Source organism: Pseudoclavibacter sp. RFBJ3 (genome assembly GCF_002931375.1).
GTDB lineage: Bacteria > Actinomycetota > Actinomycetes > Actinomycetales > Microbacteriaceae > Pseudoclavibacter.
This window is the reverse complement of sequence record NZ_PSXZ01000015.1, coordinates 86178-107528: the sequence shown is the minus strand read 5'-3', so window position 1 is coordinate 107528 and position 21351 is coordinate 86178. Positions and strand designations below refer to the sequence as shown.

Annotated in this window: 20 protein-coding genes and 1 tRNA gene; 14 read left to right on the top strand and 7 right to left on the bottom strand. The window is 68.4% G+C overall.

All coding sequences use genetic code 11. From position 1 onward, the window contains the following. Window positions 1-71: 71 nt before the first annotated feature. From C5E07_RS14255 to C5E07_RS14230, 6 genes are all read left to right on the top strand, one after another. Entirely contained in the window at window positions 72-1544 is a 1473-nt protein-coding gene (locus C5E07_RS14255) for an MATE family efflux transporter (RefSeq protein ID WP_104300131.1), read from the top strand. 117 nt (window positions 1545-1661) lie between these two features. Beyond that, window positions 1662-2531 carry a MerR family transcriptional regulator gene (locus tag C5E07_RS14250; RefSeq protein ID WP_104300129.1) on the top strand — a complete coding sequence of 290 codons (870 nt, stop codon included), beginning with the start codon at window positions 1662-1664 and terminating at the stop codon, window positions 2529-2531. A 58-nt stretch (window positions 2532-2589) separates the two neighbouring features. Then, the gene (locus C5E07_RS14245; protein ID WP_104300127.1) at window positions 2590-3297 is read left to right on the top strand and encodes a FadR/GntR family transcriptional regulator; all 708 of its coding nucleotides are present in this window, start codon (window positions 2590-2592) and stop codon (window positions 3295-3297) included. A 132-nt stretch (window positions 3298-3429) separates the two neighbouring features. Further along, a complete protein-coding gene (locus C5E07_RS14240; RefSeq protein ID WP_104300607.1) occupies window positions 3430-4908 on the top strand; it encodes a four-carbon acid sugar kinase family protein in 1479 nt (492 codons plus the stop codon). A 47-nt stretch (window positions 4909-4955) separates the two neighbouring features. Beyond that, window positions 4956-5858 carry an NAD(P)-dependent oxidoreductase gene (locus C5E07_RS14235; protein ID WP_104243750.1) on the top strand — a complete coding sequence of 301 codons (903 nt, stop codon included), beginning with the start codon at window positions 4956-4958 and terminating at the stop codon, window positions 5856-5858. Between the two features lie 87 nt (window positions 5859-5945). Further along, a complete protein-coding gene (locus C5E07_RS14230; protein WP_104300125.1) occupies window positions 5946-7424 on the top strand; it encodes a GntP family transporter in 1479 nt (492 codons plus the stop codon). Between the two features lie 113 nt (window positions 7425-7537). Here the strand turns inward: C5E07_RS14230 and C5E07_RS14225 are convergent, their stop codons facing one another. The 3 genes from C5E07_RS14225 to C5E07_RS14215 form a co-directional block, all read right to left on the bottom strand. Continuing rightward, window positions 7538-7744, bottom strand: a complete 207-nt coding sequence (locus tag C5E07_RS14225; RefSeq protein ID WP_104300123.1) for a hypothetical protein — start codon at window positions 7742-7744, stop codon at window positions 7538-7540. Between the two features lie 264 nt (window positions 7745-8008). Beyond that, complete coding sequence (locus C5E07_RS14220) at window positions 8009-9205, bottom strand: MFS transporter (RefSeq protein ID WP_104300121.1); 1197 nt, start codon at window positions 9203-9205, stop codon at window positions 8009-8011. Between the two features lie 200 nt (window positions 9206-9405). Beyond that, window positions 9406-10125, bottom strand: coding sequence for a DedA family protein (locus C5E07_RS14215; RefSeq protein ID WP_104300119.1), 720 nt, complete (start codon window positions 10123-10125; stop codon window positions 9406-9408). A 369-nt stretch (window positions 10126-10494) separates the two neighbouring features. On the opposite strand from C5E07_RS14215, the gene C5E07_RS14210 reads away from it, so the two are divergent. Beyond that, entirely contained in the window at window positions 10495-12048 is a 1554-nt protein-coding gene (locus tag C5E07_RS14210) for an HNH endonuclease signature motif containing protein (protein WP_181058054.1), read from the top strand. Then, window positions 12045-12719 carry a hypothetical protein gene (locus C5E07_RS14205; RefSeq protein WP_104300115.1) on the top strand — a complete coding sequence of 225 codons (675 nt, stop codon included), beginning with the start codon at window positions 12045-12047 and terminating at the stop codon, window positions 12717-12719. The genes C5E07_RS14210 and C5E07_RS14205 overlap by 4 nt, the downstream gene beginning before the upstream one ends. On the opposite strand, the gene C5E07_RS14200 is transcribed toward C5E07_RS14205, so the two are convergent. Together C5E07_RS14200 and C5E07_RS14195 are read right to left on the bottom strand one after the other, a co-directional pair. Next, window positions 12716-14407: an MDR family MFS transporter gene (locus C5E07_RS14200; protein ID WP_104300113.1), complete on the bottom strand. Its 1692-nt coding sequence runs from the start codon at window positions 14405-14407 to the stop codon at window positions 12716-12718. The genes C5E07_RS14205 and C5E07_RS14200 overlap by 4 nt on opposite strands. Before the next feature lie 120 nt (window positions 14408-14527). Next, window positions 14528-15151, bottom strand: a complete 624-nt coding sequence (locus C5E07_RS14195; RefSeq protein WP_219820094.1) for a TetR/AcrR family transcriptional regulator — start codon at window positions 15149-15151, stop codon at window positions 14528-14530. A 114-nt stretch (window positions 15152-15265) separates the two neighbouring features. Here C5E07_RS14195 and cls point away from each other — a divergent pair, with 114 nt between their 5' ends. From cls to C5E07_RS14180, 3 genes are all read left to right on the top strand, one after another. Continuing rightward, complete coding sequence (gene cls, locus C5E07_RS14190) at window positions 15266-16744, top strand: cardiolipin synthase (RefSeq protein WP_104300109.1); 1479 nt, start codon at window positions 15266-15268, stop codon at window positions 16742-16744. A 125-nt stretch (window positions 16745-16869) separates the two neighbouring features. Continuing rightward, window positions 16870-17787 (top strand): VOC family protein, encoded by a 918-nt coding sequence (locus C5E07_RS14185; protein ID WP_104300605.1) that lies wholly within the window; start codon window positions 16870-16872, stop codon window positions 17785-17787. 98 nt (window positions 17788-17885) lie between these two features. After that, window positions 17886-18122 (top strand): DUF3072 domain-containing protein, encoded by a 237-nt coding sequence (locus C5E07_RS14180; protein ID WP_104243732.1) that lies wholly within the window; start codon window positions 17886-17888, stop codon window positions 18120-18122. 59 nt (window positions 18123-18181) lie between these two features. Here C5E07_RS14180 and C5E07_RS14175 read toward each other — a convergent pair. Continuing rightward, window positions 18182-18255: transfer RNA gene (locus C5E07_RS14175), tRNA-Gly, on the bottom strand. Window positions 18256-18469: 214 nt separating this feature from the next. Between C5E07_RS14175 and C5E07_RS14170 the strand changes: the two genes are divergently transcribed. Continuing rightward, window positions 18470-19165 carry a hypothetical protein gene (locus C5E07_RS14170; protein ID WP_104300107.1) on the top strand — a complete coding sequence of 232 codons (696 nt, stop codon included), beginning with the start codon at window positions 18470-18472 and terminating at the stop codon, window positions 19163-19165. A gap of 68 nt (window positions 19166-19233) precedes the next feature. Here the strand turns inward: C5E07_RS14170 and C5E07_RS19550 are convergent, their stop codons facing one another. Then, a complete protein-coding gene (locus C5E07_RS19550) occupies window positions 19234-19407 on the bottom strand; it encodes a hypothetical protein (protein WP_181058052.1) in 174 nt (57 codons plus the stop codon). 47 nt (window positions 19408-19454) lie between these two features. On the opposite strand from C5E07_RS19550, the gene dcd reads away from it, so the two are divergent. Then, window positions 19455-20060, top strand: coding sequence for a dCTP deaminase (dcd, locus tag C5E07_RS14165; protein ID WP_104300105.1), 606 nt, complete (start codon window positions 19455-19457; stop codon window positions 20058-20060). 156 nt (window positions 20061-20216) lie between these two features. After that, window positions 20217-21347, top strand: coding sequence for a VIT1/CCC1 transporter family protein (locus C5E07_RS14160; RefSeq protein ID WP_181058050.1), 1131 nt, complete (start codon window positions 20217-20219; stop codon window positions 21345-21347). Window positions 21348-21351 lie beyond the last annotated feature (4 nt).

Below are 21351 nucleotides of genomic sequence, written 5' to 3'. Positions count from 1 at the left end.
CCGAGTCGCGCATCCCCTCACGTGCCGACGAGTGTCGGCGCGCGCTCCGTCCTGCCCAGAAAGAAGCAACCATGAGCACACCACCAGAAACACAAGCCACGGCCGATCTGTCGACAGCCCGTGACGCCGCCCCGGATGCGGTGCACACGAACCGCTGGTACCTCTCGTCGGCACCGATCGTCAGTGCACTCCTGCACCTCTGCGTGCCCATGGCGGCCGCGATGATCGTCGGAGCGATCTACAACCTCACCAATGCGGGGTTCATCGGCTCGCTCGGGGACACGGCCCTGCTGGCCGCCATCACCCTGGGCTCGCCGGTCCTCATCCTCGTCATGGGGGTCGGGAACGTCTTCGGGGTCGGGGGAGGGGCGCTCGTGTCGCGCCTCCTCGGCGGGGCCGAACGCGACCCCTCGAAGGCGGCGACCATCAAGCGGGTCGCGTCCTACTCGCTCTGGGGCTCGGTGGTCGTGGGGGCCGTGGTCGCCGCCATCGGGCTCGTGTTCCTCTCGCCGCTCGTCTCGCTGCTCGGCGCCGACGCATCCGTCGCGGCGCCCACGGCTGCCTTCGTCGGGGTACTGCTCGGCTTCGTGCCCGTCCTCGCCGCGGCGGTCTGCCTCGAGCAGCTCGTCCGGGCGGAAGGCGCGGCGAAGCAGGTCATGGTCGCGCTCGTGCTCTCCGCCGTCGTGAACCTGGCTCTCGACGCCCTGTTCATCCTGGTGCTCAACTGGGGCGTGGCGGGGGCGGCCGTGGCGACGGGGCTCGCGAACCTCGTCGTCGTCGCGTACTTCGTTCTCTGGCTCACGCGCAACAGCGAGCACGTGAGTCTCTCTCCTCGCTGGTTCACCCTCGCGGGCTCCGTGCAGAAGCCGGTCCTCGGCGTCGGCATCGGCACGCTGCTGCAGTCGGCGTTCCTCATCGTCACGGCGCTGGTGCTCAACAACCTCGCCGCAGCCTACGGTGAGGGGCCGCTCGCGGCGATGGGCGTCGCCGTGCGTATCGCCCAGGTGCCCGAGTTCCTCATCATGGGTGTCACCCTCGGCGTGCTGCCGCTTCTGGCCTACTCGTACGGCAAGGGCGACGGCGCACGCTTCGGGTCGGCGCTGCGAGCATCCGCCATCACGGTCGGCGCGGTCGCCGCGCTCGCGGCCATCCTCCTGCTGTGCTTCCGAGAGCAGGTGTTCGCGCTCTTCGTGGTCGACGCATCCGTGCTCGCGATCGGCGTCGTGGTGCTCGCGGCGCAGCTCATCGCGATGATCGCGAACGGCTTCACCGGCCTCATCACGTCGCTGTTCCAGGCAACCGGCCGTGCCCTTCCCGCGACCATCATGTCGGCCGCCCAAGGGGTGCTGTTCATCCCCGTGGTGATCGCGGGGAGCATCTGGTTCGGCCTGCCCGGCATCATCTGGGCGCTCACCGTGACCGAGGTCGCGGTGCTCGCTGTCGGGGTGGTCCTGTGTGTCGCGTTGGCTCCGGCCCTCAAGCGCGGCCTTGCGGAGGGCAGCGCGGAGCGTGCGGAGGAGGCGCTCGAGATGGCGGCGGCCTGATCGCGCCTCGCGCCTCGAGGCGCATGCCGGCGAGCTCGAGGCGTCTGGTCCAACCGGGCAGGTCTGCGGAGTGACCCCGCTTGACTCTCCTCCTACGGGAGGCGGCAGGCTTGAGGCATGCTCACCATCGGGGAATTCGCGAACACGACCGGCATCAGCGTGAAGGCGCTGCGTCACTACGACGAGACGAAGGCGCTCGTCCCGTACGAAGTGGATGCGGTGACCGGGTACCGCAGGTACGCCGAGTCGCAGGTGCGCGACGGCGCCCTCCTGCAGGCGCTGCGGGCGGCCGGGGTGCCGCTGCCCTCCGCCGCGAGGGCGCTCCGAGACGGAGACGCAGCCGACGTGCTGCGTCACCATCGTGCCGAAGTGGTGCGGAAACGTGACGTCGAGGATGCAGCCATGACGGCTGCGGACGCCGTGCTCACCGCATTCGCGCGCCCGGTTCTCGTCGAGGAGCGGCGACTCGGGGCCACGCCGTTCGTCGCGCGCGTCATTCCGCTGCCCGCTGACCTCGATGCGGCCGGCGGGGGCGTCGCTCGCGGGGACGGCGCCGGTGCGGCGCCGAGCGATGAGGACGCGAACCGGGAATTCGCCGAACTGCATCGGCGCAGTGTCGAGGCTGGGCTCGAGCCGGGGCCCGGGTTCTGGACGTCCTTCCGGGAGGCCCCCGGCAGCACGGCACGAGCATCCGAGCTGCAGATGCTCTTCTGCTGGCCGGTCGCGCGCCTCCCGGAAGCCGACGACGAGTCGTGGCACGACGGGCGCATCCTCGCGGATGAGCTGCCGCCGCGAACCGACCTCGTGGCCGTGTGGCGCTCGCACGGTGCCGATCTGCCGGAGGGGTCCGTGCATCCGGCCGTCGTGGCCCTCTTCGACGCGCTCGCGGAGCGCGGGGTGGCGCTCACATCGCCCGAGGTGCGCCAGCGTGTCATCGGAGAGGATGCGAACGACGTCGTCGTGGAGGTCGCCGTCACGCTGCGGTGACGCTCGCGTGAGCCGGTGTCCGGGCGCGCCCACTAGCATTGCGAGTTCGGAGGTCACCATGGCGAGAGCGTCGCTTGTTCAGTCGGTCAGCGACCGGCTCCTCGATGACATCATCTCGGGGGCGCTGCCCCAGGGGGCGCCGCTGCCGCGTGAGATCGACCTCGCCGAGCGGCTCGGCGTGAACCGCCTCACGCTGCGCGAGGCCCTCAAGACGCTGCAGGCGCAGGGAGTCGTTCAGCCGGTTCCCGGGACTCGCGGTCGCGTGCTTCCCATGGAGGACTGGACCGGCATCGAGCCGCTCCTGCGCGCCGCGACGTCGACCGGCGGCAAGGCGCAGGCCTCGGTGCAGCTCGTCCAGCTTCGACGGATGATCGAGACGGGTGCCTGCGAGCTCGCTGCCCCGTTGCGCACCGCCGACGACCTCGAGAAGCTCGAGGGGTACCTCGAGGAGATGCGCGCGGCGAGCGCCGCGAACGACGTGCACACCTTCGTCACCGCCGACATCGCGTTCCACGATGTCGTGCTGCGGGCGAGCGGCAACCCGTTCCTGCGCGTGCTGCTCGAGCCGCTCGGGAAGTTCATGTACGAGCGCCGCTACGAGACCTCCGCGGTGCCGCAGGTGCAGGTGAATGCCATCCGCGAGCATGCGGGGATCCTCGAGGCGCTGCGCTCCGGCGACGGCCCAGCCGCGCGAGCGGCGATGGAGTCGCACATGCAGCAGACGGCGGACGACCTGCAGGAGTACGTGCTCACCCCTCGAGCCTGATCGCCGCACTTCCTTCCGGCGGCGGTGCGTCGCAGGCGTCACCCGGTTCCCTCCCTCGAGATATCAGATATCTCCTTGACAACACCCTTTGGCGGGCGCAAGATATCTGATATCCGATTACAAGGGAGTTCTCTGATGGATGAAAGCCGACTGCTCGAGCAGTACCCCGCCCCGGTGCGCGTCGACGCTGCGGAGGTCGCCGACCGGGTCCGCGAATCCGGAGTGACCCTCATCGTGCTCGACGACGATCCCACCGGGACGCAGTCAGTCGCCGATCTTCCCGTCCTCACCCGCTGGGAGCAGGACGACCTCGTCTGGGCCCTCGAACAGGGCCGCGACGCCGTGTACGTCCTCACGAACACGCGCAGCCTCGACGCCGAATCCGCCGCCGCACGCAACCGCGAGGTCGTGACGGCAGCCCTCGCCGCGGCGGAGCGCCTCGAGCGCCGAATCGCCTTCGTGAGCCGCGGCGACAGCACGCTGCGCGGCCACTTCCCCCTCGAGACCGACGTCATCGCGGCAACGCTCGCCGAGCTCGGCGGCCCGGTGCCGGACGGCGTCCTCATCGTTCCCGCATTTCCCGACGCTGGAAGGGTCACGATCGGGGGCATCCACTACTACCGGCAGAACGGCGAGCTCGTGCCGGTCGCCGAGACGGAGTTCGCGAAGGATGCGACGTTCGGCTTCCGCAGCTCCGCGCTGCCCGAATGGGTCGAGGAGAAGACGAAGGGCCGCTGGGCCGCCGCAGATGTGACGGTGCTCTCGCTCGATATCATCCGTCGCGGCCCAGAAGCGGTCGCAAGCGTGCTGCAGGATGCGCGCGACGGTCAGCCGATCGTCGTCGACGTGCTCATCGAGGACGACATCCGCATCGTCGCCCTCGGGCTCGAGCTCGCGGAGGCCGACGGCAAGCAGTTCCTCTACCGCGTCGGGCCGCCGTTCGTGCGAGCCCGCATCGGGCAGGAGATCGCCTCCCCACTCGCCCCGGCGCAGCTGGCGCGCGACGGGGCGACCGGGCCCGCTGCCGGCGGCCTGATCGTCGTCGGCTCGCACGTCGACCTCACGACACGGCAGCTCGCAGCCCTCCGGGCCGAGCATCCCCACCTGCCGACCGTCGAGCTCTCCGTCTCGGCGATCATCGACGCGGACGCCCGAGACGCGCACATCGGCGAGGCGAAGGCTCGCGTCGTCGAAGCGCTCGCGAGCGGCGACGTGATCCTCCACACGAGCCGCGAGCTCGTGAAGACCGACGACGCGGACGCTTCCCTCGCGATCTCCAGAGACGTCTCTGCTGCCGTCTGCGAGGTCGTCGCGCACGCGCTCCGCGTGACGCCGCCGAGCTTCGTCATCGCCAAGGGCGGGATCACCTCGAGCGACGTCGCCACGAACGGCCTCGAGATCCGTCACGCCGTCGTCCGCGGCCCCATGCTGCCCGGCATCGTCTCCCTCTGGCAGGCGGTCGGGGGACCGGCCGACGGCATCCCCTACGTCGTGTTCGCCGGGAACGTCGGCGACGAGGACTCGCTCGCGCGGGTCGTCGAGAAGTTCCACGCGAGCGCCGCTGTCGGCGTCGACGCACCTGCATCCGCACCCATTCCCGCATCCAACTGATCAGCAACAGCGCTGAGATCTCCACACGCACCGAGAAACGAGCAACCATGACCTCCTCCACCTACTCCGTCGCCGTCCTCGGGCTCGGCGCGATGGGCCTGCCGATGGCGACCCGCCTCAGCAGCCAGCTCACGGTCAACGGCTTCGACATCGCGCAGCCGCGCCTCGACCTCGCGGCCGCCGCGGGCATCGTGCCGCACGCCTCCGCGGCCAGCGCGGTCGCCGGCGTCGACGCGGTCCTCCTCGCCGTCCGCAACGGCGAGCAGCTGCACGAAGTGCTGTTCGGAGAGAACGGCATCGCCGACAAGCTCGACGAGGGCGCAGTCGTGATCCTCACGAGCACCGTCGGAACCGACGGCATCGCCGACGTCGTCGCTCGCCTCGAGCAGCACTCGGTCGAGCTCGTGGATGCGCCCCTCTCCGGCGGCCCCGTCCGCGCGGGCGAGGGCGACCTGCTCATCGTCGTCGGTGCGACGCCGGCAGCGCGAGAGAAGGCGCAGCCCGTGCTCGGCCTCCTCGCATCCACCCTCACCGTGGTCGGCGACCGCCCCGGCGACGGTCAGGCGCTGAAGACCGTCAACCAGCTGCTCTGCGGCGTGCACATCGCGGCCGCAGCGGAGGCGCTCGCGCTCGCCGAGCGCCTCGGGCTCGACCCGGCCAAGACCCTCGAGACGCTCGGCGCCGGAGCAGCGGGCTCGTTCATGCTCGCGAACCGCGGCCCCCGCATCCTCGAGGCGTACGACGAGGACGGCGCCGAAGTGCTCAGCCGCCTCGATATCTTCGTGAAGGACATGGGCATCGTCGGCAAGGCGAGCCGCGCCGTCGGACTCCCGACACCGGTCGCCGCCGCCGCCGAGCAGCTGTACCTCCTTGGCCAGGCACAGGGACTCGGTGCGTCCGACGACTCAGCCGTCATCCTCGCCCTCGCCCCGAAGACCACCGACTCGTAAGCAAGAGCCCCCGCTCTCACCCAAACAACGCGCTCGTCAGCGTCCTCGTCAGCGCTTTCGTCGGCGCCCTCGTCAAAGGAGACGGACTTGTCTACATTCCTACTGCTCGCGATCGCAGCCGGAGGCATCGGCCTCCTCCTGCTGCTGATCATCAAACTCAAGGTGCACGCCTTCCTGGCCCTGCTCATCGTGAGCGTCCTCCTGGGCCTCGCGACGGGACTGCCGCTCGTGACGGTGCCCGAGACGGAACTCGAACCGGCACGCGTCGGCATCATCGAGTCGATCATCGCCGGAATGGGCGGTGTGCTCGGGTCGGTCGCGATCCTCGTCGCGCTCGGCGCGATGCTCGGGAAGATCATCGAGATCTCCGGCGGTGCCTCCAGCCTCGCCGGGCGCTTCACGAAGCTGCTCGGGCCGAAGCGCGTCGCCGGTGCCCTCACGGCCGCCGCGCTCGTGCTCGCGATCCCCGTCTTCTTCGACGTCGGGTTCATCATCCTCGTGCCGATCATCTACGGCTTCTGCAAGGCGGCAGGCGTCGACCCGGTGAAGTTCGGGCTGCCGATCGGCGGCATCATGCTCGCCGTGCACGTCGCGATGCCCCCGCACCCCGGAATCGTCGGAGGCGCCGGAATCCTCGGCGCCGACCTCGGTTGGGTGACCATGATCGGCCTCCCCATCTGCCTCCTGCTCGCCGTCGTCTCGCACTTCTTCTCGAAGTGGCTCAACCGCAAGAACTTCACGATGCTGCCGGCCACTGCCAAGTCGTTCGCTGAGTTCGGCACGGAGAAAGCGACTGCGATTGTCGCCGACGCCGAAGGGGCGTCCGGCTCGGAAAGCGGCGCGTCCGGCGCGTCCGGCACAGCCACCAAGGCCCGCACGGTCGCGCCGCCGAGCGCAGGCATGGTCATGGCGCTCATCGTCACGCCGCTCATCATGATCGCCCTCGGCACGGTCGGCGCCACGCTGCTGCCGGTCGGCGACCCCATCCGCAACGTGCTCGCGTTCATCGGAGCGCCACTGTTCGCGCTCCTCGTGACGGTGCTCCTCGCGAGCTTCTTCCTCGGCATCCGCCGCGGCTGGAGCGCATCGCAGCTCGGCGACGTCGTCGAAGCGGCGCTGCCCCCAGTTGCGGTCGTCCTCCTCGTCACGGGTGGTGGCGGCGCGTTCGCCCGCGTCCTCACCGAGAGCGGGATCGGTACGGCACTCAGCGAGACGCTGCTCGCCACGGGCATGCCGCTCATGATCATGGCGTACCTCATCTCGCTCGCGCTGCGCGCGGCGCAGGGGTCGGCGACGGTCGCGATCCTCACGACGGCTGGCCTCCTCAGCGCGTCGATCCTCGGCGGCGGATACTCGACGATTCAAGTCGCGCTGCTCGCCCTCGCCATCGCCTTCGGCGCGCTCGGCCTCTCGCACGTCAACGACTCCGGCTTCTGGGTCGTCACCCGCTACCTGGGCCTCGGCGTCGCGGACGGTCTCCGCACGTGGACCGTCCTCACGACGGTGCTCGGCCTCGTCGGCTTCCTGCTCTGCTTCGTCGTCTGGCTGCTCGTGGGCGTCGCCTAGCGACGGCTTCGGCAACACCACTGCGATCGCTGCCAGCCGATGTGCCCTTCACCGAGTTCGGGAAGGGGCACATCGGCTGGCAGCGATCGGCGTCCGCGCTGAGGTCTCTCGCGTCAGTAGCCCGAGTTGTTGCCGTGATCGAAGCGGATGCTCGTCGGCGCCGGGCCCGGGTTCTCGGCCCGTCGGCGCCGTTCGTCTGGGGAGAGCTCGGAGTCGCGCGGTGGGCGAGGGGCGGCGCGCAGCATCCACACCAGGAGGAGCGTGACCGCCGCGAAGCCCAGCGCGATGACGGCAACCACCAGGGCGGGGTTCTCGGTCATGGGATGCTCCGCTCGCTCAGGCGCCGCACGCGCGTCTTCCGGGGAGTCCCCCACGCCGGCCGGGGAAGCGCTCGCTGCTCGCTGCTCGGTCATCCTCGCTGGCCCGTGGCGGCCAAGCGGTCGTCGAGGGCCTGGGTGCCAACGCTGCCAGCCAAGTGCCCCTTCCGCCGGGCGTGTTGCTGGCCACTTGGCTGGCAGCGTTTGCCTGCGCGGACGTGGCAGCGGACTCGCCTCAGGTGGCGGCGGTTGGCCTGCTGGCCCGCGCTACGGCGCCTGCGGGCCCTTCTGCACGGGGATGATGCCCGTGCGTGCCGGCGGGTTCGGGAAGAACCAGAGGATCGCGCCGGAGAGGATCCAGATGATGGCCATCCCGGCGATCAGCCAGCCGGCGTCGAAGCCCGCGATGAGCCCGGCGATGGCCGCGCCGACGGCGGCCGCCGTGACCCGCAGGCCGGCGCCGATCGTGAAGACCTGCGAGCGCACGTTCGGCTTGCTCTCCTTGTCGCGGAGCAGCATCATGGCGGCGTTCGCGGGTGCCGCGAAGAGGCCCGAGATGAGGACAGCCGCGAACGCGAACCCGATCGGCAGCGCCGGCACCGCGATGAGGAGGAAGACACCCGTCGCGACGAAGCCCATCCCCATGACCCAGACCGGGCCCCGGGTGGTCCAGGTCCTGACCGCCATGAAGAGGGCGCCGGCGAGGCCGCCGATCGCATAGGCGGTGACGAGCCAGGCGGCGGGCGCCTCGGAGCCGGTCCGCTCCAGGGAGATGGCGATGGCGGCGATGCCGAGCGCGCCACCGGCGACCTGGCTGACGGTGCCGGCGATCGTGACGATCGCGATCGGCTTGTGCTTGACGAGGTACGTCATGCCGCGAGCGATCGTCCGCCCGAGGCCTTCCACCGGGCCGTTCTTCGCGTGCATCCGGATGCCGAACCCGGCCACCGCCCCGATGAGGGCGAGGCTCGCGAGGAGCACCATCGCGAGTCGTGCTGAGCCCGCCAGTGGGATCGCGAGCGCCGCCAGCGCCGGACCACCGACCGAGGCGATCGTGTAGGAGAGCGCGTCCTGCGCGTAGGCCTTCCTGGCCGGCTCGATGTTGTCGGTTGCGAAACTCGAGAGGCCGCCCATATAGGCGGGGGTCACGAACCCGGCGACCGCGAGGATGACGGCGATGACGCCGATCGGCAGCGTGCCCAGCTGCGAGGCGAAGAGGTAGGCGGCCGCCGTGATCGTCCCCCCGATGATGAGGAGCAGCTTCGGGCGGCGCATCCGGTCGAGGAGGGCGCCAACGAGCGGTGCCGCGATGACGCTCGGGAAGAGGGCGACGGCGACGAGGAAACCGCCGACGGCGACGTCCCCGAGCTGCTCGACGGCAAGCAGGGGAAGAGCGACAACTGCTCCGGCGTTCGCCAGTCGAAGGGGGATCGAGGTCGACTGGTACCGCCAGATGCCGCTCATCCGTGAACCGAACTCCTCACTGCAACGCCGTCGAGAGACGCGGCAGAGCATGCCGCGCAGGCAAGCCTACGTCGCGTTCGAGCCACCCGTCAGCGGCCGGAATCGAGCCTCGCGGGAGGGCGACATACCTTGTTATCGGCGGTTCGCGGGGCGGCGGAGTCCACCGCACGCCTGGGCAGCTGGTGCCGGAATTCCGACGTTCAGTCGCCGAGCTTCTGGTCGAAGTCCTTCGGTGCAAGCGAGAGGTTCTTCGCTTCATCGCGGTTGCGCTGCTCTGCCTCGCGGCGGGACTTCCGCGAGTTCAGGAGGTAGTGGATGCTCGTGGGCACCACGGTCGCGAGCACCGCGACGATCAGGATCACGTCGATGTACTCGCGGATGAAGTCGCCGAGTACCGGCACATAGCCGAGGAGGTAGCCGGCGAAGGTGAGGCCGGCGCCCCAGATGAGCGCGCCGATGAGGTTGTAGATCGTGTACTTGCGGTAGTCCATCTTGCCGACGCCCGCGGCCACCGGAGCGAAGGTGCGCACGACAGGAACGAAGCGGGCGATGATGACCGCGAGGCCGCCGAAGCGCTCGAAGAAAGCGTTGGTCCGTTCGACGTTCTTCACGCTGAAGAGGCCGCTCTCCTTGCGCTCGAAGATCCTCGGCCCCGCTTTTCGCCCTATCAGGTAGCCGACCTCGCCGCCGAGGAACGCGGCGAATCCGATGGCGAGGCACACCCACCAGATGTCGAAGCCGATGCCCGGGTAGAACGCGAGCAGTCCCGTGATGAGCAACAGTGTGTCGCCGGGCAGCAGGAAGCCGACGAGGAGCCCGGTCTCCGAGAACACGATGAGGCACACGACAAGAAGCGCCCAGGGGCCCGCACCGTGAATGATCGTTTCAGGGTCGAGCCAGGGGAAGAGTGTGGGAGCCACGGAAGGATGCGTCCAGTCGCTGAGATGCAGGGGCGGTAAGTGAAGCAGAGGTGATCGAAAGAGTATCCCGCGCGCGCCCTGGGAGGAACACAGCTTGGACGGGGCACCCGCGGGGTGCTCTCGCCCGCCGAATGTCGGCGGCCAGAAGTAGCGTCGAAGGTGTGCTGGGAGGCGCGCGGGCTCGCCTGCGTTGCTGGTGATTCCAGCGTCCGGTTACTGTTCTGTGACGTGGAATTTCTCCACAGAGCACGAATATATGTTCGATGCACGATAGGCTGGGACTGGCTTCGGGGGAAGCCAGCTCGGCACGCGAATCCGCAGGCAGAAATGCCTTGGGTGGAGGGTGCCGGGACAATGAGGGGGGATTCGATGGGCGACGACGAACACGCATTGGGTGGAGTATCTGGTGCTGGTGCTGGTGCTGGGGCAGGGGCTGGAGTCCTCGCGGGTCTACCGGCGAGCGTTGCTGCTGCCGAGCGAGAGTCCGGCATCGCAGCCACGGCCGTCGTCACGGCGCTCGTCGACGGGCGACAGCCCGTCTCGTCGGTGCTCGACGCCGAGTTCTTCGCCGCGTTCGAAGAGCTGGCCGCTCGCAAGCGGATGCTCGACGCGACGATCTTGGAGATGACGGCCGAGCTGCTCGGGCGAGACGAGATCACGCCGGTGGCCTTCTCTGGTTCTCTGGTGCGTCGGGGTGGGTACCGGTCCGTGCACGAGGCCGTGCGGCAGACCTTCGGCCTTCGCCGAGCCGAGGCGGCCAAGCTTCGCGAGGTCGCCGAGGCGACGCGCGAGCGCATCAGCATGACGGGCGAGGCGCTTCGGCCCACACGGAGCCAGGTCGCGGTCGCGGTCGCGGAAGGGCGGGTGACGCTCTCGCAGGCGTCTGCGATCGTCGCAGGGCTGCGCGAAGCGGGCGGCAGCGTCGATATCGGCGACCTCGATCGCGCAGAGTACGAGCTCGTCCAGGCCGCGTGCGGGCTCACCCAGGAGGACGACGAGCCGGCGTCGCCGGAGCGTCTGGCCAAGCAGGCCGCCATGTGGGTGGCCTTCCTCGACCCAGACGGCGCGGAGCCCAACGCGGAACGTCAAGCCGCGAAGCGAGGACTCTCCTTCACCCGTCGCGCTGACGGCATGGTGCAGGGCAGGCTCCTCGCGACCCCGGAGCAGGGCGAGACCATCATGCGCGTCCTCGACGCGTATCTCTCGCCGCGGCGCGACCACGCGTGCGAAGCAGGTGACGAGCCCAGCGGCACCCTCGCTCCTCAGGAGGAGCCGCAGATCCGGGACGATCGCAGCTTCTCTCAGCGACGCATCGACGCGCTCGTCTCGGTCTTCGCTCAGCATGCCGAGTCCCCAGGCGCGCCCCGGACCGGTGGCGAAGCGCCCACCCTGGTCATGACCGTCACGCGGGCCGGTCTCGCGGGAGCCGCCGAGACGCCGGCGGACATCTCGCGGCTCGAGCACAGCGGCGAGCCTGTCCCGGTCGAGGCGGCCCAGCGCATCCTCTGCGATGGCATCATCCGGGTTGCGCTCGTCGACGACGACGGCGAAGTCCTCAAGCTCGGCCGCAAGCGAAGACTCTTCAGCCCGGCTCAACGGAGAGCGGTCTTCGCCCGAGACGGCGGGTGCAGAGCGCCCGCGTGCGAGCTCCCCTTCGACACCGTCGAGATCCACCATGTCACCCCGTGGTCGAGAGGTGGACGCACCGACACGAGCAACGGCATCGCGCTCTGCACCTTCCATCACCACGAAGTGCACCTGGGTCGGCTCACCATCTCGCCCGCGCAGAGCCGGACGTGGAAGGTCGAACCCGCAACCGGCCCCAGGGTGGCTCGCACGCGCATCCGCGAGACACCGGGCGCGGTCCAGTTCCAAGCAACACCCAGCAGCGCCGAGGAGGCGCTTGGAAAGATGAGCGCATGACCGCATTCCGAACTCGGCAGTTCCCCACCATCGAGGTAATCAGGGGGCGTTGGGCGCTCGCTGCGGCCATCGAGACCGCGATCCTCGGCGAGGGTGGCGACAACTCCCGCGCCGACGAGCACGGCTGGTTCTACTCCGACGGGGGTGGCAGCTGGGCTCGGCTCACCCCGCTCCCCGACGGCCGGGCCGTCCTCGCCGGCATCGACCGCGACCACTCCGAGACGTACAGGCGGGGCTTCGACCTCATCACCGGCATGCCCGAGTGGGGAGTGGCGCACGCCGAAGCCGCCGTCAGCTCGGAATCGGGACGCCGCTGGGTGGCAGGCGGGGAGCAGCCCTGGCTCGGATTCGTCTACTGGCGCGAGAACGCGGGGGAGGCCTGGCGCACCGTCGACCTCGGCGTCGTCGACGGACTCGACCGGCATCTGCTCCCCGTGCTCAGCGAGGAGCAGATGCTCGCCGCCGCCGCCGACTGGTTCGAGGGTGCCGTCATGGACCTCGACGACCCGGAATCAGCCCCCGAGCAGGTCGACGCGGAAGCCGTCCAGCGAGGCGCAGAGCTGGGCCCGGAGCTCACCGGAGAGGCTCTCACTGCGGTCCTCCCCTTCGAGGGGATGCAGGTCGAAGCAGCCCTCCGCGCGGCACGCGCGTTCTCGACGGCACCCCGCTAGTCGCGGCTCCTCGGCCCGTTTGAGTTGAGCTTCTTCGGCTCCACGCCCGGGGTGGCACCATCGCCCGCCTCGTGGTTCTCCCGACTCTCCCGAGCTGCCGCGTCGAGCTGTTCCGCCTCTTCCCCGCCGACCGCCTCGCCACGAGCCACAAGCCCGGCAACATCAGAGAGGGGGATCTGCTTCAGGAAGAGCGAGAGCAGGAACGCGAGCGCGATGAACGGCACCAGGTACCAGAAGACGGGAGCCAGAGCGTCGGCGTAGGCCGTGACGATCCCGTCCCGAACCTCGTCCGGCAGCTGTGAGAGCGTCTGCGGGTCGATCGTGGAGGTCGCCGTCGCAGCATCAGCCGGGCTGGCGCCGCTCGCCGTGAATACCGAGGTGAGGTTCTCCGTCAGTCGCGTCGTGAAGATTGCACCGAACACCGCCGTGCCGAGCGCCGCCCCAACCTCACGGAAGTAGTTGTTCGTACTCGTCGCCGTGCCGATCTCGGCCGCTGGCACCGCGTTCTGAACGACCAGGACGACAACCTGCATGATGAGCCCGAGCCCCGCCCCGAAGAAGAACAGGAACACGCAGATGAGCCAGATGGGCGTATCCGCCGTCAAGGTGGTCATCGCCACCATCGCGAGACCGGTCAGCACCGTGCCCACGATCGGGTAGATGCGGTACCGCCCCGTCTTCGAGATGAGGATTCCCGAAGCGATGGACGTGCCCATGAGGCCCACCATCATCGGCAGCATGAGCAGTCCCGAGGCTGCGGCCGACGTGCCAGACGACATCTGCAGGAACGTCGGGACGAAGCCGATCGCCGCGAACATGCCGATGCCGAGCGTCAGGCCGATGGCCGTCGCGTTCACGAAGATCGGGTTCTTGAAGAGGCCCAGCGGGATGATCGGATCCTCCGCGCGCGACTCGACGAAGACGAACATCGCCGCCGCCACGAGGAGGCCGAGGCCCCATGCCCACGTGACCATCGACGCCCACCCGTGCTGCGCATCCGCACCGAAGTCGGTGAAGAAGATGAGGCAGGTCGTCGCAGCAGACAAGAAGAGCACGCCGAGGTAGTCGATGCGCTTCGTCGCCTTCTTGCTCGGCAGCTTCAGCGCCACCACGGCGATGACAAACGCCGCGATGCCGACCGGGATGTTGATGTAGAACGCCCACTGCCACGTCAGGTGGTCGACGAAGTAGCCACCCAGCAGTGGGCCACCGACGGCCGAGAGCCCGAAGACCGCGCCGAGCGGGCCCAGGTACTTGCCGCGTTCGCTGGCCGGCACGATGTCGGCGATGATCGCCTGCGACAGGATGATGAGCCCGCCGCCGCCGAGGCCCTGGATGGCGCGGAACACCACGAACGCCCAGAAGCTGTCCGCGAAGGCGCAGCCCACCGACGCGAGCGTGAAGATCGCGATCGCGATGAGGAAGAGGTTCCGTCGCCCGAGCACGTCACCGAACTTGCCGTAGATCGGCATGACGATGGTCGTCGCGAGGAGGTAGGCGGTCGTAATCCACACCTGGTGGTCGACCCCGCCGAGCTCGCCCACGATCGTCGGCATCGCTGTCGAGACGATCGTCTGGTCGAGGCTCGAGAGGAGCATGCCGGCGATGAGGGCGCCGAAGATGGTCCAGATCCTGCGCTTCGTGAGCAGGAACTGCGGCGCAGCTGGCGCCGGTGCACTGGTGGTCATGCGTGGGTCCATTCGAGGAGTGCGGTGCGGGAAGAAGAGGGAAGGAAGAGAAGGGTGGGGGAGAGAGGAAGGCTGGAGAGCGGGAGGAGGCGTGGCCGAGAAGAGGGGCAGGTGCCGCCCTCAGCGCTGCACTACGGCGCGCATGGCGGCGACGCGTCTGGAGACGACCGTCTCCATGTCGTCGGTGTTGTCGGTCGTGAAGAACTCGAAGGCACTCGCCCGCATGATGGACATGAGGAGCTGCACGGCTGCGGAGGCGCGAAGGTCCCCGGTCGGGAGCCCCTCTCGACGCTCGACGAGGGCGACGTCTCGCTTCTCGTCGCTCGACATGTGCTCGAGCACCCGCTTGAAGAGCTTCGGCTCCTGGTCGATGACGGCCATGACTTCGCGGATGTCGCCGGAGTTCGGCTCCGGGTCGGACTCGCGCCACCGCTCGAGTGCCAGGTGTGTCAGCGCTTCGAGGAGGTCAGGGCTCAGCTGCTCGCTCCCGGGGTCGCCGCCGGCCACGAAGCGCTCGTCGAGGTGGGTCGTGTCTCGTCGGGCCGAGATGCCGAGAACGGCGTCTTCCTTCGAGGCGAAGTAGTTGAAGAACGTCCTTCGGGAGATGCCGACCTGCTCGCAGAGCTCCTCGATCGTGAAGCCGGGAAGGCCGACATCGAGGGCGCGGCGTCGGGCCATCGACGAGATGTCGCGGCTCGTCCGCGCCATCTTGCGAGCCCGCAGATTCGTTGCACTATCAGTCACTAGTGCAGTATTGCACTAATCGAGGAAAGTGCAACAATTTCTGGGCGCGGATGCACGTCCCGCTCACGCCCATCCCTTGGCCTACGCTGTCCCCTAGTACCCCGAGGAGACCCGATGGCCGAGATCCCGCACATCACGATCAGCGCTGGCTTCATCTTCGCGATCATCGACCTGATCATCCGAGTCATCGCGATCATCGTCGTGCCACGCAACCGGAAGCCGAGCGTCGGCATCGCCTGGCTCATGGCGATCTTCCTCATCCCGTACGTCGGCGTCATCGCGTTCCTGCTCCTCGGCAGCTTCCGTCTCCCCGCGAAGCGCATGGAGCGCCAGCAGGAGGTCACGACCTTCATCAACATGGCCGTCGGGAGCGTCGAGGTCGAGCCGACCAAGCACAGCGACCCGGCCTGGTTCGACTCCGTCGTCGCCCTCAACCGCACGTACACGGCCATCCCCCTCATCAGCGACAACGAGGTCGTCCTGCAGGGCGACTACGAGGAGACCATCGTCGCGATGGCCGCCGAGATCGATACGGCAGAGAAGTGGGTGCATGTCGAGTTCTACATCCTCGCCTGCGACCACACCACGCTGCCGATCTTCGATGCTCTCGACCGAGCGGTCGCCCGAGGCGTGAGCGTTCGCATCCTGCTCGACCACATCGCCTCCATCCGCGTGCCCGGCTACCGCAAGCACACGCTGTCGCGGCTCAAGGCCCTCGAGCGGGCCGGCGCCGAGTGGCACTACATGCTCCCCGTCCGCCCCTGGCGCGGCGAGTACCAGCGGCCAGACCTGCGAAACCACCGCAAGCTCCTCATCGTCGACGGCAACTCCGCCTACCTCGGCTCGCAGAATGTCGTCGACTCGACGTACAACAAGCGCGGCAACATCCGCCGCGGCCTCCACTGGCACGACCTCATGGTCCGCCTCGAGGGGCCAGCCGTGCACGCCGTCAGCGCCGTCTTCATCACCGACTGGTACTCGGAGTCGGGAACGATCATCCCGGAAGACCTCACCGACGTCGAGACGATGCCGCAGGAAGCGCGGATGGACTGCCAGATCGTGCCGAGCGGCCCCGGGTATCCCAGCGAGAACAACCTCCGCCTCTTCCTTAACCTCCTCTACGTCGCCCAGAAGTCGATCATCATCACGAGCCCCTACTTCGTTCCGGACGAGTCGATGCTGTACGCCATCACGACCGCGACGGCACGCGGGGTGGTCGTCGAGCTGTTCGTCTCGGAGATCGGCGACCAGGCCATGGTCTACCACGCGCAGCGCTCCTACTACGAGGCCCTGCTGCTCGCGGGGGTGCGCATCTGGATGTACAAGTCGCCGACCATCCTGCACGCCAAGCACTTCACGATCGACGACGAGGTTGCCGTCATCGGGTCGTCCAATATGGACATGCGCTCCTTCTCGCTGAACTTCGAGGTGTCGCTCATGGTGCGCAGCGCGGACTTCGTGGAGGACCTCCGAGAGGTGCAGCAGGACTACCGCGAGCAGTCACGAGAGCTGACGATGTTCGAGTGGCGGAAGCAGCCGCTGCGCTCGACCGTCCTCGACAACCTCGCGAGACTCACCGCGGGTCTGCAGTAGCCGAACCCTGGGTGTTCGCTCCCACTCGAGCACGAGGCTCGCCGCCGTTGTCGGGGGTCGGGAGTAATTTTGCGAGTGGGCCCGACCGGGCTCAGATCGACCGACGCGTGCAGGAGCAGCGAGTCATGCAGAAGATCATCCCGAACCTCTGGTTCACCAAGAATGCCGAAGAAGCCGGCGAGTTCTACGCTTCCAGCTTCCCCAAGACGACGACGTCCGTGGAAGCCCGATACCCCGAGACCGACCTCCTCGACTTCCAGAAGGACTTCGCGGGCCTGCCGCTCGTCGTGGGCGTGGAGATCGACGAGTACCGGTTCACGCTCATCAACGCCGGCGACCAGTTCAGGCCGAACCCGTCGGTCTCGTTCATGCTCAACTTCGACCCGCGCGTGCTCGGCGGCGACGCGGCGTCGGTGCGAGCGAGCCTCGACAAGCTCTGGACTGCGCTCAGCGATGGCGGCAAGGTGCTCATGCCGCTGCAGGAGTACCCCTTCAGCCCGCACTACGGCTGGGTCGAGGACCGCTACGGCGTGAGCTGGCAGCTCATGTTCGTCGATCCCGCCGGGCTGAGCACGGCCGACGAGGCCCGGCCGTTCATCGTGCCGAGTCTGCTCTTCGGCGGAGCGGCGCAGAACAGGGCGCGCGAGGCCATCGACTTCTACGTCTCCCTGTTCCCGGATGCGCGCATCGGCACGGTCGCCGAGTACCCGGCGCCTTCGGGTCCCGCTCCGGCGGGTGCCGTCATGTACGCCGACTTCCAGCTCGCCGGGCAGTGGTTCGTCGCGATGGACAACGGGGCCGGCCAGGAGTTCGGCTTCGACTGCGGCGTCTCACTCGAGGTCGACTGCGCCGACCAGGCGGAGATCGACCACTACTGGAACGCGATGAGCGCCGTCCCGGAGGCCGAGCAGTGCGGCTGGCTGGCGGACAGGTTCGGAGTGAGCTGGCAGATCGTGCCCACGAACATGGGGGAGCTCATGGCGAAACCGGATGGCTACGAGCACATGATGCAGATGAAGAAGCTGGTCATCGCCGACTTCTGATACCTACCACCGTGTGGCATCGAGGGCGCTCGGGTTCGAACACATCTTCCCAGGATTCGTCGGGTCGCCAGCCAGGCGAGCCGCCTATTCTCGCCGGTATGGCAGAGACACACGAAGGTGAAATGCTCGGAGCAACCGAGCCCGATGAGAACGGCACGGAGAAGGACCCCTCGAACTGGGTCACCGGCGACGAGCCGATGACCGGCGCGCAGCGCAGCTACCTCGACACGCTTGCCCGCGAGGCTGGCGAAGAGATCCCTGCGGACATCACAAAAGCCGAGGCGTCGGAGCATATCGACCGCCTCCAGCAGAAGACAGGTCGCGGCGAGAGCTGACCGCGGCAAGAGAAAGGGCCAGGCCAGGTCGCGTCCAGCGACCGGCCTGGCCTTTTTCGTGGAGCGGATGACGGGAATCGAACCCGCGCTATCAGCTTGGGAAGCTGAAGTTCTGCCATTGAACTACATCCGCGCATTCAGCACCCTTGGGCGATGAACTCCACCATCGTACAACGAAGCCACCTGGGGGTGGTGGCGGCGCGGCCGTGAGGGCCTGCCTGAGGTGCCCACCCAACTCCCCGGAATGTTGCGGTCCAATCGGCAGTCTGTCATCGTGGACTGCACATCGCAGTGAGGCCAGACGTAGGGGAATGTCGGTTCACTGTTCAGCAACTCCGGGGGGAAACATGAGCGATATTCTGCGCGCCGAAAAACAGGGGCCGAGTCGACGGGCGGTCGCATCCGCGGCGGCGTGGGCGCTGCCGACGATCGCCATCGCGGTCTCCGCTCCAGCCCAGGCGAGCTCAGAAATACCGGCGCAGCCGGCGGGTCTGAACGGGTGGATCGCCTTCAGCTGGCCGCAGGCGGGGCGTGGCACCTACGGCATCGAGGGGCGCCCCGGTCAGAAGCACATGTACGGACGCTACGGGCTCTGGGTGACGAATACGACGAGCAAATCCGTCATTGCGAACACGCGAATCGTGGTGCACTACCTTCCCGGTCCGAGCTCATGGTCGCCGAGCGTTTCCTCGTCCTGGAGTGATCTCGAACCGATCGGCACACACGACTTCCCTGAGGGCAGGCACGAGAGCTACCAGATGACCTACCTGCGTACGATCGTGCCGACGGAGGGTGTCACGAACCTCGTCAGCGACATGGTCTTCAAGGGCGACGTCCGCGTTGACGGCAACAAACCGTCCATCTACATCGACAGGTACGTGACGGTGGATGGTGTGGAACTCGCGTTCCGACGGAAGATGGGCACGAACGTGTACACGCCGCTCAACGACAACACCCCACCGAACATGCCGAACACTCCTCGTGACCAGCGCGCATTCAGCGCACCCGACGAGGAACTCGAGGCGAACGTCATCCCCGCCTGAGGCTGCGCTCCTGAGGGGGAGTGACCGAACTGAACCTCTGAACCCGACCGGCACCGCGCCGGTCGGGTTCAGTCGCGTTTGGCGACGAGCGCGCGGATGACGAAGAACACGATGACGGCAACCACGGCGACGATGCTCAGTCGAGCCACCATCCAGGCCAAGTGGAAGAGCACGTCGACGAGCCACCACGCGATCACGACGGCCACGATGACGCCGATGACGGTCCACACGTTTCTGCTCACGTCATCAGCCTAGCCTCGCGCATCCGCCGACCAACTAGGCTGACGACGTGCTTCTCAGCGATCGCGACATCAAGCAGGGCGTCGAAGCGGGCCGTATCGGCCTCGAGCCGTACGAGCCCGGGCTCGTGCAGCCCTCGAGCATCGACGTGCGCCTCGACAGGTACTTCCGGCTGTTCGACAACCACAGGTACCCGTTCATCGACCCGGCAGAGGAGCAGCCGGAGCTGACGAGGCTGGTCACGTCGAAGCCAGACGAGCCGTTCGTGCTGCACCCAGGCGAGTTCGTGCTCGCCTCCACGTTCGAACGCGTCACCCTCGGCGACGATGTCGCTGCTCGGCTCGAAGGCAAGAGCTCGCTCGGCAGGCTCGGGCTGCTCACGCACTCGACAGCCGGATTCATCGACCCCGGGTTCACGGGGCACGTCACGTTGGAGCTGTCGAACGTCGCGACGCTCCCCATCAAGCTCTGGCCCGGCATGAAGATCGGCCAGCTCTGCTTCTTCCAGCTCTCGAGTGCCGCGGAGCACCCCTACGGCTCCGCGATCTACAGCTCCCGCTACCTCGGGCAGCGCGGCCCGACCGCTTCGAGGTCGTTCATGAACTTCACCCGCGCCGACGTCTCGGTCACCGAGGCGGGCGCGGCCGGCGAGTAGCTCGAGAGGGGCGGCGAGGCGCTCCGCTCCGGTGCGCCGAACTTCTCTGCGAGGTTGCGGAAACCGGGGCGTGCGCACGTAGCGTTGGGGCAACGTTGTCAACGATGCCCGTGCTCCATTCGGGCTCGAGGCGTCCCCACGAAGGATGCATGGCCCATGCCGCAGACACCACCCCCGCAGCCGCAGCGCGGGCCCGGAACCGGGGATCTCTCTCGCGAGCCGAGCGCTGCCGACATTCGCCGCTGGCGCCGCTACCTCGCCGATGAGCGCGCCGAAGGGTCCGTGTACCGAGACCTCGCGGCGAAGCGCGAGGGCGAGGAGCGTGAGATCCTGCTGGGTCTCGCGAGCGCCGAGGTGCGGCACGAGGAGCACTGGCTGAGCCTCCTCGGCCCGGCGGGCGACGGCGGGGTGCGCGCGCAACTCGGCACGCGCCTCTTCGGCTGGTTCGCGCGCCGCTTCGGCTCTCTCTTCGTGCTGGCGCTCATCCAACGAGCAGAGTCACGTTCGCCGTACGAGCGCGAAGCAGACGCGACCCCCGAGATGGCGGCAGACGAGCGCATCCACGAGGAGGTCGTGCGGGGCCTGGCAATGCGCAGCCGCTCCCGCATGTCTGGCGGCTTCCGGGCGGCGGTGTTCGGCGCCAACGACGGGCTCGTCTCGAACCTCGCCCTCGTGCTCGGCATCGGCGCGACCGGTGCGCCCACGGTGATCATCCTCGCGACGGGCCTCTCCGGGCTCCTCGCCGGAGCGTTGTCGATGGCGGCGGGCGAGTACGTGTCCGTCCGTTCGCAGCGTGAGCTCCTTGAGGCGTCGACGCCAAGCCCGGATACTCCCCAGACCATCCAGCGGCTCGACGTGAACGCGAACGAGCTGGAGCTCGTCTACCGTGCCCGCGGCATGGGCGAGGACGAGGCTCGCAGCTACGCGCACCGCGTGTTCGCGCTGCAGGGCGCCGACCCGGAATCCGGTCCGATCTCGCTGCAGTCCGCCGAGGAAGAGCACGAGGAGCTCGGTACCGCATGGACCGCGGCCCTCTCCAGCTTCTGCTTCTTCGCCGGCGGCGCGCTCCTCCCGGTGCTTCCCTACATCTTCGGAATGAGCGGGATCGCCGCCGTGGTGGTGTCCGCGGCGGTCGTCGGAGTCGCGCTTCTCTCGACGGGCGCCATCGTCGGCGTGCTGTCGGGCGGTCCGCCGTGGCGTCGCGCCGGACGCCAGCTGCTCATCGGCTTCGGGGCCGCGGCCGTGACGTACGTGCTCGGCCTCGTCTTCGGAGTTGCGGTTGGATAGGGCC

What these genes read in the sequence shown, in the direction of transcription:
- C5E07_RS14255 (WP_104300131.1), top strand. Translation starts at nt 72, where the DNA reads ATGAGCACACCACCAGAAACACAAGCCACGGCCGATCTGTCGACAGCC.
- C5E07_RS14250 (WP_104300129.1), top strand. Translation starts at nt 1,662, where the DNA reads ATGCTCACCATCGGGGAATTCGCGAACACGACCGGCATCAGCGTGAAG.
- C5E07_RS14245 (WP_104300127.1), top strand. Translation starts at nt 2,590, where the DNA reads ATGGCGAGAGCGTCGCTTGTTCAGTCGGTCAGCGACCGGCTCCTCGAT.
- C5E07_RS14235 (WP_104243750.1), top strand. Translation starts at nt 4,956, where the DNA reads ATGACCTCCTCCACCTACTCCGTCGCCGTCCTCGGGCTCGGCGCGATG.
- C5E07_RS14225 (WP_104300123.1), bottom strand. Translation starts at nt 7,744, where the DNA reads ATGACCGAGAACCCCGCCCTGGTGGTTGCCGTCATCGCGCTGGGCTTC.
- C5E07_RS14220 (WP_104300121.1), bottom strand. Translation starts at nt 9,205, where the DNA reads ATGAGCGGCATCTGGCGGTACCAGTCGACCTCGATCCCCCTTCGACTG.
- C5E07_RS14210 (WP_181058054.1), top strand. Translation starts at nt 10,495, where the DNA reads ATGGGCGACGACGAACACGCATTGGGTGGAGTATCTGGTGCTGGTGCT.
- C5E07_RS14205 (WP_104300115.1), top strand. Translation starts at nt 12,045, where the DNA reads ATGACCGCATTCCGAACTCGGCAGTTCCCCACCATCGAGGTAATCAGG.
- C5E07_RS14200 (WP_104300113.1), bottom strand. Translation starts at nt 14,407, where the DNA reads ATGACCACCAGTGCACCGGCGCCAGCTGCGCCGCAGTTCCTGCTCACG.
- cls (WP_104300109.1), top strand. Translation starts at nt 15,266, where the DNA reads ATGGCCGAGATCCCGCACATCACGATCAGCGCTGGCTTCATCTTCGCG.
- C5E07_RS14185 (WP_104300605.1), top strand. Translation starts at nt 16,870, where the DNA reads ATGCAGAAGATCATCCCGAACCTCTGGTTCACCAAGAATGCCGAAGAA.
- C5E07_RS14180 (WP_104243732.1), top strand. Translation starts at nt 17,886, where the DNA reads ATGGCAGAGACACACGAAGGTGAAATGCTCGGAGCAACCGAGCCCGAT.
- C5E07_RS14170 (WP_104300107.1), top strand. Translation starts at nt 18,470, where the DNA reads ATGAGCGATATTCTGCGCGCCGAAAAACAGGGGCCGAGTCGACGGGCG.
- C5E07_RS14160 (WP_181058050.1), top strand. Translation starts at nt 20,217, where the DNA reads ATGCCGCAGACACCACCCCCGCAGCCGCAGCGCGGGCCCGGAACCGGG.